We start from the raw sequence: 12,500 nt of genomic DNA on the forward strand, positions 1-12,500 counted from the left end.
GTCGCGGTCCGATTCCTGTCAATGGACGAGGAGGCTACCGTGTTGTTCGAGCCCGGCGTGTTGCAATCGATCCCAATCGAGCACGGCACGTCCCCATGCGAACCTGACCGGCGCGCCGCCACGTGAGATGCGATAGATGTTGTGATCGAACCGGTTGTTGCCGTTCTCGATGACATCGGCGTTTGCGTTGTCAGGTCCGACGTCGGAGGCGGCGCCGGCACAAACTGCACCCTCGAACGTCGTGTCGTTGTCATGGATGTGGTTGTCGCGGGTCTTGTAGAGCTCGCCCGATTTGGTGCGGCGGCCCTGATCGACAAGGATGACGCCGCACTTTCCGGGACTTACGACCAGCTCGTTGCCATAGACATCGACGCCTTGCGATGCGGCAATCAGGAGGTTGTTGCCCCAGAACCCACCCTTGCCGAGGCCGTTGTGTCGAAGCTTGTTATTGCGGATCACCGCTGCGAACGAGATCTCGTGAAATATTCCGGCTTCGCTGTTTCCTTCGGCGATGTTGCCCTCGTAGAGAACGTCGCGGCACTCGATGTCGCACCACAGGCCTGGGCCGCGATTGTTGTAGACGAAATTGTCGCGCATGACGACATTCGAGCTGACTGCAAGCTTGACGCCCCCGGCCTCCCAATTTGGATTGAACTCGCGCGTGTTGTTCTCGAATACGCGATTGCGTTCGATCACAACGTCGTGGCCGACGCCCGTGATCCCGATCTGGCCGTTGTGGTGAACGTCGCAGTCGCGGATCCGGGTGCCGGAACCGACCGCGATCCCTGCCGCGCTGTTCAGCCGAAGCTCGCAGTTCTCGACCACCCAGCCGATGGCGTCCTGGGCCTGGACCGCACCTTTCTGGCCGACGCTGGCATATTTCTCGATGATGAGGTTCTTGATCAGGATGCCGGGTGCGGTGCTGTCGAATGCGAACGCTGCGACGGTGACTTCGATCGTATGGGCCGAAGGGTCAATGGCGAGGAATATCTTTCCGGCTGAATGGTCGAAGTAGAAGCGATCGGAAGTGACGTCGTTCTTCGTCAGCACCTGCGTGAGCGGAACGTTGTCGACGAAGACGGCCTCGGGCAGATTGCAAGCTGGCATCGACTTGACACATGATCCCACCCTGCGTCCTTGCTGGGTCTGGCCACTGGCAACCCAGTAAGTTCCTTCGCGGCTGAACTCGGTGAGAACGCGGCTGCCATTCAGGATTGTCCGGCCCTCTCCATAAAAGCGCTGGTCTTTGCGCGGCCGGACAGCTTGGCTGCGATGAATGCCGTTCTTCAGACAGAACGCCGCACCTATTTCGGCGCGATCGACGGCGGGCTGGATCGGTTGGTCCGGCAGAATCGGAATGGCATCGGCCGGGCACGGCTCCTCGACGGGGCCGCAGAGCGCCGGCTGCGCCGAGACGAGCCAGATCAACGCCGTCAGCCCGACCGCGAGCCTCGGCATGCGCCGGCCGGCGAGGGCGCGCGATAGGTTGGTGTGCAGGTTGCAGGGAGCAGATGCGAGCAGGGCGATCAGGCGGCGTGGCCGAAGTAGAGCAAGCGATCCCGCGATGAAGGTCAATTCACCAACGAGGATCGGCCGGTGGCCAAAATAGGCAGAGACGTTTCCCAGCAGCGCATAACCCGTGAGAACGCAACATGCCAGGAGGACGTAGCTGTCCCCGGAGCCAAGGCGCGCGCGGTTGAGGCGGGTGTTGTCATGGCTCCCGGAGGCGCAGTCGCAATTCATCGGCGGCAGTCCGTATGGCGGCGCAACCTGCTATCTGGCAATCGGGCTGGTAGAGTCCCGGCCGTTGGCTTGTTCAGTCCCCGAGGATCGCGATCCAAGCGGTTGCGCGGCGGCCTGGTCGTTCGACGTCATGCCGGCCGGCATCTCGTTCTTGATCTCGATGACGTCTCCAGGCTCGACGGGCGTCGTCTCGTCGGCATCCGAGACGACGGCGTGACCATTGCGCATGCGCGTGATGCTGATCAAATGCTTGGCACCGGCGCTGCCGCCGACGTTCCGCCATCTGGCGTCGCGGACCGCAGTGGCCGCCGGCAGCGTGATTTCGAGGTCGTTGAGCTGATCGCGCGTCAGCTGCAGATCGATCGCGACCTGGCGCTTGAATGCCGCGTCAACCTCCTTGATCCTGAAATCCACGTTTCCCGCATCGACCTGCAGCCGCGAGACGTCCGAGAGCGATCGCCAGACCGCCGCTTCCTGGTTTGCCTCGAGGACGCGGTAGTTGAAGTCGTTGTTCTGTGTCCCCAATCCTTGCCGGAGAAGGTTGGCATATCGATCGATTTGCTGACGGATCAGGTCGAGCTGCTTCTTCCCGGCGTTGCCCTGTTCGCTGTTGGCCTCGATCTGCTCCTTCAGCAGCGGTTTCTGCGACCGAAGCAGGTCAATCTGGCCCTGCAGGATCGCAGACTGGACCCGGAAGATGTCCTGCTCGCTTGCGATGATCCGGAGCGTTTCCTTGTCGTTGGCCGCGTTGCCGAGATCCGGCGGAGAGAAGCTGTCCTTTCCGTCGCGCTGCGCCTCGAGACGAGCCTGACGGACGAGCATGGTGCGCTTCTGGTTGGTGAGCTGGCGGACGCGCTCTTCCGCTAACAGATAGTCGGAGAGTGCGGTCTGGCGCAGTGCGTCGACGGGGCCATATCCTCCGGCGAGTGCCACTGCACTCTGCGTCGTGCTGCCGTAGCGGAAGGGATAGGCACCCGGCAGCCGCACGTCGCCCAGCACATAGAGCGGCCGCAGTTCGGCGATGCGCACGCCGACCGATCGCGTGCGAAGAAGGCCTTCGGCCAGCAGCTGATCGTTGATCCGTTCCTGGCATTCAAACACGGTCAGGTCCTTGACCTCGATCGCCGCGGCAAGGGGCAGGCTGATGGTGCCGGCATCATCGATCAGGACGTCACCCGAGAGTTCAGGCTGCCCGAAGATGGTCACCGTGATGCGGTCACCCGGCGCAAGGCGGTAGGTCGTTTGGCCTGCCGGCGCAACGCCGGAGCACAACAGGACGGAAACACACGCCGCCGCCAACGATGTCAGCAAGCGGCGGATCGGCGTCGACGGGCCGGTGCCGGAAGCAATCGGTCGGTGATCACTATCCACGGAGAACTCCACGCGTTGCCAGCTGGATGCGCGCAGACGCTCCATGGCCGGCGCCGTCAAGACTAGTGGTTGCGTGGGCCAAGTGCGGAAAAACAGGGGCTAATGAGACGCGCGTCGGCGGTACTTCGCTGGTGGTACCCCTCGATTCGCGCCGGATAGCTCCTATTCGTTGCGGCTTATCCATGAGCGCGACTGTTGGCGGCCTCTTCGCTCCCGCAAGATCAGCAACGCCGGAGACTGTCCGGCGAACATGCAAACTGGCGGAGACGCAGCGTGAAAAGACGTGTTCTGGTCACCGGGGGAGCTGGGTTCCTCGGCTCACATCTGTGTGCGCGACTGTTGAAGCAGGAATGCGAGGTGCTTTGCGTCGACAATTTCTTCACCGGGATGCGTCGGAATATCGAGCCGCTTCTCGGCGAGCCGGCGTTCGAGGTCATGCGGCACGACGTCACTTTCCCGCTCTATGTCGAGGTCGACGAGATCTACAACCTCGCCTGCCCGGCATCGCCAATTCACTACCAGCGCGACCCGATCCAGACCACGAAGACGAGCGTGCTCGGCGCGATCAATATGCTGGGCCTCGCCAAGCGGCTGCATGCCCGTATCCTTCAGGCGTCGACCAGCGAGGTCTACGGCGATCCGGATGTCCATCCCCAGACCGAGGATTACTGCGGCATCGTCAACATCGCCGGACCGCGCGCCTGTTACGACGAGGCAAAGCGCTGCACGGAGACGCTGTTCTACGATTACCGGCGGCAGCATCGGCTGGATATTCGCGTTGCCCGCATCTTCAACACCTACGGCCCGAACATGCATCCGCAGGACGGCCGCGTCGTGTCCAGCTTCATCGTGCAGGCGCTCAGAGGCGAGCCGATCACGGTTTTCGGGACGGGAATGCAGACACGATCGTTCTGCTACGTCGACGATCTGATCGATGGCCTGACACGGTTGATGAACGCGAGTACGGACATTGAAGGATCGGTCAATCTCGGCAATCCGACCGAGATGACCATGTGCCAGCTCGCCGAGCTCATCATCTCGCTGACGGGATCGCGCTCTAGGCTCGAGTTCCGCCCGTTGCCGCAAGACGATCCGCGCCAGCGCCGGCCCGACATTTCCCGCGCGCGCGAGCTTCTGCATTGGGCGCCGGTCGTGAGTGTGACGGAAGGACTGAGCAAGACCATCGACTATTTCGACAAGCTGCTGTCGGATCCGCGCGAGGCTGACAAGCTCGTGTGGAAGATGCCCCAGTGATCGCCAGGGCCGAATCAGCGCTTGATCGTGGCGACGTGCTCGGTGTCGGCGTGAGCGCCATTAACATGGACGACGCCGTCGCGACGCTCGAGAGCTGGATCGAGGAGCGGCGCCGCGAATATGTCTGCGTCACTGGGGTGCACGGCGTGATGGAGTGCCGGAGCGATCCGTCGCTGCGCAAGATCCACGATGAGGCCGGCATGGTGACCCCGGACGGCATGCCGCTCGTGTATTTTCTGCGCCTTGTCGGCAAGAAGCGCACGCAACGGGTCTATGGGCCGGATCTGATGCGAGCGATGACCGCGCTTTCCGCAAGGCGGGGTTATCGCCAGTTCTACTACGGTGGAGATGTCGGCCTCGCCGAGAAGCTGAAGGACATGCTGGTTCGTACCGCTCCTGGACTGCAGGTGGTAGGCACCATCTCGCCGCCGTTTCGCGCACTGACGCCGGAGGAGGACCGCGCAATCGTTGACATGATCAACGCCGCGCGGCCGGACATCGTCTGGGTCGGCCTGAGCACGCCGAAGCAGGAGCGGTGGATGGCGGCGCATCGCGAGCAGATCGATGCGCCGGTGATGGTCGGCGTCGGCGCGGCGTTCGACTTCCTCGCGGGAACCAAGCGTCAGGCGCCGCTGTGGATGCAGCGTCATAGCCTCGAATGGCTGTTCCGGCTGTGCTCGGAGCCGAAGCGTCTGTGGCGGCGCTACGCCTACATCGTCCCGGGATTCTCCTGCCTTGCGGCGGGTGAGCTATTGCAACACGCCATGCGAAGTCGAAAGTCGACCGGTGCGATGCCGTCGCGTGAGGCCGGGTAAGTCGAAGGTTGGAATGCGGAAAATCCGAGTGAAAGACCGTTCCCTGGTGCTTGGTGTGGACCGCAATCCGCTGCCGCACCCGAAGCCCCACGTTGTGCAAGAACCCGCAAGCCGGAGCGCCACAGCGTGGGCGGCGATCACCCGCATCATCTTCGGAACGCACGTCCTGGCGTTGGCGGACCAGGCGGTCGTGAGCGGCACCAGCCTGTTGTCGACGGTGCTGGTTGGTCGTTTTACCCAGCCAAGCCAACTCGGCATCTACGCCATCGGGCTGTCCGTATTGGGATTTGTGCTGGCCGTGCAGGACGCCCTCATCCTGATGCCGTATACGATACAGCGGCACCGCCCGTCGCGAAGCCCCGCGCAGCATGCCGGGCTCGCGCTGCTGCATAACGCGTGGTTGTCAGTTGCCGCCATTGTCGTGCTGGCAATCGCGGCCGGCGTGATGATCGGGTTCTGGGCCGGGAAGGATTTGACCTGGCTGGTTTGCACGCTGGTGCTGACCGTTCCGTTCGCATTGCAGCGGGAGTTCAATCGAACCTATGCATTCGCGCATTTGAATGTGGCGAACGCGCTGATCCTGGACGCCGGGGTGGCGGCGGTGCAACTGCCTTTGCTGGCCTGGCTCGGATGGACCGACAGGATGTCCGCTGTCAGCGCCTGCATCGCGCTGGGGAGCGCCTGCGCGTTGACAAGCATCGTCTGGTTCTACCTGGCGCGACGGAATTTCTCGATTCCGACGGGCCGCGTGCGGCAGGCGACCGCGGAGAGCTGGCGACTTGGCAAATGGCTGTGTGCCGGACAGATGGCTGTCACGATCCAGAGCTATGTCAGCTACTGGGTGCTGCCGCTGTTGATCAGCCTCGTCGAGACCGGCATTTTTGCGGCTTGCAACAGCATCGCGTCTCTGGCCAACCCGCTGTTGAGCGCATTCCGCAACACGCTGACGCCGCGCTCGGTCCTTGCTTTCAAGGAGGGGGGCGTCGAGCGACTGCGCCGTCAAGCAACGCGCGACGCGCTTCTGCTTGTCGGCATCATGTCGCTGTTCTGGGTCGTGATTCTTTTCAGCGGCGACACCTTGATGAGCGTGGTCTACCACGATCATGGATACGACGGGCGCGGTAGCGTGGTGACGATCCTGGCGCTGGCAGTGCTTGCGACTGCCGCCGGGGCGTCGGCCTCCAACGCAATGGCAAGCATGGAACGGCCGCGTGCGGTCGTGTTCGCGACGTCGGCCGGAGCGGTCGTCACGGCGGCGGCGGTCTGGGCATTTACCGTCGAATGGGGATTGATCGGAGCGGCTTACGGGATATTGGCCGGCAGCGTTGCGGGCTCGGTGGCGCGCTGGGCCGCATTCCTGACGATCGCGGCCCGGCCCGGTCCTGCGGATCACGTCCGCGCTCCGATCGTGCAGGTCCTGCAACAACTGGCGGAACCGAACCCGGCTGTCGAATGGGACATCAGGCAGATCGGGCAGGGATTCCAGGGCCGGATCTACGGCATCCGTACCCACAGGGACGATGCGGTCTGGCAGGGATATCGCGATCTGGCGGTCAAGCTCTATCCCGACGAGCCGGCCGCGGTCGAAACGGCAAGGCGGCAGTTCGACGCCCAGGTGCGGCTGCACGGCTCGGTCGACGGCAGGACGGTTCATGACTGGACGCTACGCGCGCCATTGCCGCTTCACGTTTCCGAAGCGCCGCCGGCCCTGGTGATGACCATGGCTGCCGGCACCGACCTCAACAAGTCCCTTGCCGCCCATAGCGATCAACCTCCCGAGGTGCTGGCGGCCATGGCTCGGGTTCTCGTCACCGTGTTGCAGCCGCACTGGGCCGCGGGCAGTGCGCATGGTGATCTCTGCCTTCAGAACATCCTCTACGATCCTGCGCATCGCATTCTCACGCTCGTCGACGCCGACAGGCCGGTTTGCGCCGGCGCCGTACTCAACCGAAGTGACCCAGCGGCCTACGATCTGGGTGTCCTGCTTTGCGATGTGGCGACTGACATTCGTACCATCGATCGGCGCGTGGCCCTGAGCAAGAGGACGTTCGCGGAAAACGCCTTGTCGGCCTTCCTGACCATGATGGAAGCACCGGAGCGGGAGCCGGAGCTGATCGCGGAAATCCGCGCGTTCGCACGGGCCGAGCTCAATCTGCTCGACCTGCGATGGTCGCCGCGCGGGCTTTTCCGCCTGATTCAGCGAAGCATCGCGATGCCCCGCATCGATCGGATGCTCGCCACCGCACAGGCGAACGTCCGGATGCGCCATCGCCTGAGTGTGGTCGGAGGCAGGCCATGACGTTTCCGGCCTACATCACGACCAGTTGGGACGACGGCCATCCGCTGGATCATCGCGTGGCGGCGTTGCTCTCGAAATATCGACTGGAGGGCACCTTCTACGTGCCGGCGACGACGAGCGACCGACCGACCATGTCCGCCAAGCAGCTGCGCGAGCTCAGCAAAAGTTTCGAAATTGGTGCACACACGCTCAACCATGTCGATTTGACGTCCGTGACGACGGAAACGGCCTCGCGGGAGATCGCCGATTCCAAGTCCTGGATCGAGGACAGCACGGGCGTTCGTTGCGAGTGCTTCTGCCCGCCAATCGGCCGCTATCGCAAGGAGCATGTGCACATGGTCCAGCGAGCGGGATATATCGGCCTGCGCACCGTCGAGCTTCTTGCGATCGACTTTCCGCGATCGCTGGCCGGCCTGTTGCACATACCGACGACCGTCCAGGCGTTTCCGCACCGCCGTGCCGCGCTGGCGAGGAACGTGATCAAGCGGATGGCCTTCGGCAACCTCTGGCGCTACATCCGCCACGGCCGCACGGCGGATTGGCCCGCGCTTGCGGAATCGCTGCTGTCTCAGGTCGTCGCGCGCGGTGGCGTCTTCCATCTCTGGGGACATTCCTGGGAGTTGGAGGAGCTCGACCAGTGGCAGCGGCTGGAGAGTGTCTTGCGCCTGATGGGGCAATTCGCGCGGCAGGCGCCGGCCGTCAGCAACGGGCAGCTTTGCCGCTTGCCGATGCCGCCCGTCGCGGCGTCCGGTCAGACGGTGCCCGCCGCGGAAGCTGCAGCTGCAGGAGGACGTCGATGAACATTCTCGTGGCGCACAATTTCTACAAGCTCGCCGGCGGCGAGGACCAATGCGTCGCCGCCGAGGTCGCGCTGCTCAGGGCGCACGGCCACGAGGTGACGCAGTATTGCCTCTCCAACGACTCGATCGACGACATGGGGCGCCTGCAGCTCGCGAGCCGCACGATCTGGAGCCGGCAGACCATAGCCGAGATGCGGCAATTGATCCGTTCGCATCGGCCGCAGGTCGTTCACTTCCACAACACGTTTCCACTGATGTCTCCGGCCGCCTATTACGCCGCGCATGCCGAGGGCGTTCCGGTGGTGCAGACGCTGCACAATTTCCGTCTTGTTTGCGTCAATGCGCTGCTGTTCCGCGATGGCAAGCCTTGTGAGGATTGCCTCGGCAAGGCGACGTTGTGGCGTGGCGTCGCGCACAACTGCTACCGGCATAGCACAGCGGCGAGCGCGACCGTCGCGACGATGCTTGGGGCGCATCGCATGCTGGGGACCTGGCGACACGCCGTCGATGCGTACGTCGCCCTGAGTGCATTCAGTCGCCGGAAGTTCGTCGAAGGGGGGCTTCCCGCGGAAAAGATCGTGGTCAAGCCCAACTTCCTCTTTCCCGAGCCGCGCGTCGGCGTCGGCGATGGCGGCTACGCCGTCTATGTCGGCCGGCTTTCCGAGGAAAAGGGCATTCAAGCGCTTCTGAAGGCCTGGCAAGGGCTGGAGGTGCCGCTGAAGATCGTGGGCGACGGTCCACTTGATGGGCTGGTTCGCGAGGCGGCCGCGCGTAACGCGGCGATCGACTGGTTGCGCGGCGTGGCCCACGAGGACGTCTACGAACTGATCGGCGGCGCCGCGGCATTGATCCTGCCGTCGCAATGTTACGAGGGGGCACTCCCTCGCGTCGTGATCGAGGCGTTCGCCAAGGGCACGCCCGTTATCGTTCCCCGACATGGCGCAATGGCAGACATCGTCGATGGGCACAACGGCGTGTGCTTTGCATCGGGCGACGCGGACGATCTCGCGGCATGTGTGCGCTCGCTCTGGTCCGAGGCATCGGTATTGACTGAGATGCGCCGCGCTGCGCGAGAGACGTTTGACCAGTATTTCACCGCCGAAGCCAACTACCACGCGCTGATGGCGGTCTATGCACGTGCGATCGATCAATACGCCGGACACGATCTGTCCGAAATCGAAGCGGGTTCGGCGGCGTAACCTCCAGGGAATCGGAGCCGAAATAGCGATGTTGATGCTGGAGAGGCAGGCGATAATCGGGCGATCGACGGTGGCGCTGGACCCGCTGCCGGCCGAGACCAAGTTCTATTCCGCCTATGATTGGTGCCTCGATCCTCATCTGACGGTCGGCGAAGCGAGCGAGCGACTTGCCGCCGAGCTCGATCGGCTCGGCGATGTTGAACCGGGGTGGCAGGCGCGGGACGTTGCGACAAACATATATCTGCTTTCGTGCTCGCTGTTGAATGGCGTCGACGAATATCTGCGCGGCCACACGCTGCGCTTACCCCCGCAGCTAGCAAAAACCCGGCTCGGACGGCTCGCGTTACGGACCACCGACAGAGCCGCGCAGAAGATCCCGCTGCGCCACAAGAACGAGCTTCGCCGCTGGAGCGAGGAGTGGCAGAACGGGCTCGACATCCTCCTGGCCGACCTGATGCGATCGGACAGCGATGCGGCGCCGTTCGCAGGGGTCGTCGGGAAGCTGTCGGCGTTGTTGCGCCGGCGGCTCCCATCCGGTCTGCGCGACGCTCGCCTCGGCATACCGTCCGCATTCAATCGGCTCGATCTCACACCTGACGATGTGTTCGAGCTGGGACGGCAGTTTATGCGGGAGAGCGCCGACAGGTCGCAGCCGGTTCTCGTCCTGGGTTTGCGAACGGCTGGCACCTATTTTTCCGCGCTGCTGTGCTCCTTCTTCAAGGCGGAAGGTTACAGCCGGATCGCCGCGCTCACCGTGCAACCGAAAAAGGGCCCGAGCGAGCGGGAGCGCAGGCAGTTGTCGGAGTACGCCCGGAAGGGCTTCACGCTCGTCATTGTAGACGACCCTCCGAATTCGGGAGGCACGATCGTTCTGGCCGTCGATATCGCGCGTCAGGCGGGCTTCGACCTTTCCAGCATAAGGGTGCTGGTGCCGACGCATCCGGCAACGCCCGGCTGGGCCGCGATGTTGCCTGACGGCCTGGTGATCACGCTCGAGCCGGAGCGCTGGCGAAAGCAGCAGTTGCTTGATCCCCGGATCGTTCAGGCACGATTGGCCGAATATCTTGCGCCACGTGGGTTCGCCGACGTCCAGATTCTTGATAGCTGGTGGGCGGAGGAGCTCGATGGCAGTCAGCAGCACGGCGCGAGCGGCAAACGCGGCGCGACGCTGAAGCGGATATTCAAGGTGCAGCTGCAGGCAGCGCAAGGCGATCGCGAGGTCCGTCACTTCGTGGCGAAGGGCGTTGGGCTGGGATACCTCGGTTACCCGGCGTTCCTTGTCGCGCAGCGGCTGTCCGAGTTCGTTGCGCCGGTCCTCGGGCTGCGTGACGGCATCCTCTACAGTGAGTGGCTTCCGCAAAAGCAGGCTGCGACGGATGTCGGACTGAATCGCGATTCCTGGATCGACAGGATGGCCTGCTACGTTGCTGCGCGCACCCGTCTCATGGCCCTGCCGAAGTCGCGTGTTGCGGGCAAGGCCGTGCACGAGAACGGTTGGACGCTGCTGGCGGAGGCGTTCGGTCGCGCGTATGGCAGTTTCGTGCTCGATGTACCGATGCGGTCGTTGATCCAGCAGCGCCTCTATCAATTGCATTGCCCGTATCCCACGCTGATCGATGGCAACATGGAAGCTGGCAAGTGGATCGGGGACAGGACAGGTCTGTTGAAGACGGGCTATTACGGGCATGGCCTCGGCAAGACCTTGCTGAACAGCGTCGACCCAGCTTACGACCTCGCGGACGCCATCTTGAGCTTCGAGCTGTCGCCCGACGAGGAGGATCGATTGCTCCGCCGTTACGTCGAGCATTCCGGCGACGCGTCGGTTGCAGACCGGCTCTTCATCAACAAGCTGCTCGCCGGCCTGTGGGCAATGGAGACCGCGCAGGAGAATCTCTTCAGTGTCGTGCAGTGCGGCAAGCAACAACAGGAGCAGCACCGGCGCTTCCTCGGCGCGTGGGATTTCCTGACCGTGCAGACCGCTCAGTTCTGCGGTGCGCGGTGTCGGCCGTCCCGAGCGGCGTCCTGGCACTCGCCGCTCGTCTTCCTCGACATCGACGGCGTCCTGGATCGACGGATCTTCGGTTATCCGTCCACGACGGCGGCCGGCATCGAGGCGCTCTCCCTGCTATCGAAGCACGGCTGCTCGGTCGCGCTCAACACGGCGCGGTCGGTCTACGAGGTCAAGGACTATTGTGAAGCCTACGGGCTGGCCGGGGGCGTGGCGGAAAGCGGCGCGTATTTGTGGGATGCCGTTGCCGGACACGGGCTGCCGTTGATCGATCAGAACACGCTGGTCCAGCTCGATGAGCTCAGGAGAGCGCTGCGGCAACTTCCCGGCGTATTTCTCGACGAGCGTCACAGATATTCCATCCGGGCCTACATGATCGAGAAGAAACCCCAGAGCCTGCTATCGCGGATGCGCCGCTTCACCGTCGGTCAGGGCGTTCCGGTCCCGCTGCCAACGCTGATCGTGCGCGATCTGATCACGACGCTGCGGCTCGACCGGCTTTGCTTCCGTCAAACCACGAGCGATACCACCGTGGTGGCAAAGGACGTCGACAAGGGGACAGGCCTGGCGGCCCTGCGCGATCGGGTCCTGGGGCCGGACGCCGAGACGATTGCGATCGGCGACACCGAAGCCGATTTGCCGATGTTTAGGACGGCTACGCGCAGCTTTGCCCCGGCGCAAATCCGATGCAAGCGAGAGGCGCGGCTGCTCGGCTGCACAGTCTCGCGCCATTCCTATCAGCGGGGTCTGCTCGATATAGTCGGCGCCCTTGTCGACCGAAAGGCCGACGGGTGCGATGGCCGGATAGAACCGGCCGACCAATCCGACGGCGAGCGCCTGTTTCTGGATCTGCTCAGGGTAGCCGACCGCCTTCAGGCCCGTGCGCTGGTCGGCGCGCTTTTCAACCGGGCCACTTTCAGGATTTTCATACGATGACGTCACTGAGCCATCGGCTACAGGCCGGCCGCTTTGGCCACTCGCAAAGATCGGGGACCCGTTCCCGTTCGGGAG

At 63.7% G+C, this 12,500-nt stretch carries 8 protein-coding genes; 6 read left to right on the forward strand and 2 right to left on the reverse strand.

The features are described from left to right. Positions 1–18: 18 nt before the first annotated feature. Both CK489_RS23835 and CK489_RS23840 read right to left on the reverse strand, forming a co-directional pair. The gene (locus CK489_RS23835; protein WP_095734030.1) at positions 19–1,743 is read right to left on the reverse strand and encodes a right-handed parallel beta-helix repeat-containing protein; all 1,725 of its coding nucleotides are present in this window, start codon (positions 1,741–1,743) and stop codon (positions 19–21) included. A gap of 30 nt (positions 1,744–1,773) precedes the next feature. After that, entirely contained in the window at positions 1,774–3,114 is a 1,341-nt protein-coding gene (locus CK489_RS23840; protein WP_158226494.1) for a polysaccharide biosynthesis/export family protein, read from the reverse strand. 273 nt (positions 3,115–3,387) lie between these two features. On the opposite strand from CK489_RS23840, the gene CK489_RS23845 reads away from it, so the two are divergent. Genes CK489_RS23845 through CK489_RS23865 form a run of 6 tightly spaced genes read left to right on the forward strand, consistent with a single transcriptional unit; the run spans position 3,388 to position 12,425 of the window. Continuing rightward, a complete protein-coding gene (locus CK489_RS23845; protein WP_050628940.1) occupies positions 3,388–4,368 on the forward strand; it encodes a UDP-glucuronic acid decarboxylase family protein in 981 nt (326 codons plus the stop codon). Positions 4,369–4,403: 35 nt separating this feature from the next. Next, on the forward strand, positions 4,404–5,183 hold the full coding sequence (locus CK489_RS23850; protein WP_502694147.1) for a WecB/TagA/CpsF family glycosyltransferase: 780 nt from the start codon (positions 4,404–4,406) through the stop codon (positions 5,181–5,183). 28 nt (positions 5,184–5,211) lie between these two features. After that, the gene (locus CK489_RS40930; protein ID WP_158226495.1) at positions 5,212–7,482 is read left to right on the forward strand and encodes an oligosaccharide flippase family protein; all 2,271 of its coding nucleotides are present in this window, start codon (positions 5,212–5,214) and stop codon (positions 7,480–7,482) included. Next, positions 7,479–8,282, forward strand: coding sequence for a polysaccharide deacetylase family protein (locus tag CK489_RS23855; RefSeq protein ID WP_050628941.1), 804 nt, complete (start codon positions 7,479–7,481; stop codon positions 8,280–8,282). Before CK489_RS40930 ends, CK489_RS23855 begins: the two co-directional genes overlap by 4 nt. Continuing rightward, positions 8,198–9,481 (forward strand): glycosyltransferase family 4 protein, encoded by a 1,284-nt coding sequence (locus tag CK489_RS23860; protein WP_198961005.1) that lies wholly within the window; start codon positions 8,198–8,200, stop codon positions 9,479–9,481. Before CK489_RS23855 ends, CK489_RS23860 begins: the two co-directional genes overlap by 85 nt. A gap of 28 nt (positions 9,482–9,509) precedes the next feature. After that, positions 9,510–12,425 (forward strand): HAD hydrolase family protein, encoded by a 2,916-nt coding sequence (locus CK489_RS23865; protein ID WP_158226496.1) that lies wholly within the window; start codon positions 9,510–9,512, stop codon positions 12,423–12,425. Positions 12,426–12,500: the final 75 nt, after the last annotated feature.

Source organism: Bradyrhizobium sp. UFLA03-84, from assembly GCF_002289535.1.
Classification (GTDB): Bacteria; Pseudomonadota; Alphaproteobacteria; order Rhizobiales; family Xanthobacteraceae; genus Bradyrhizobium; species Bradyrhizobium viridifuturi.

Bases quoted from the DNA above. Each gene is read 5' to 3' on its own strand.
- CK489_RS23835 (WP_095734030.1), bottom strand. From the start codon at position 1,743: ATGAATTGCGACTGCGCCTCCGGGAGCCATGACAACACCCGCCTCAAC.
- CK489_RS23855 (WP_050628941.1), top strand. From the start codon at position 7,479: ATGACGTTTCCGGCCTACATCACGACCAGTTGGGACGACGGCCATCCG.
- CK489_RS23865 (WP_158226496.1), top strand. From the start codon at position 9,510: ATGTTGATGCTGGAGAGGCAGGCGATAATCGGGCGATCGACGGTGGCG.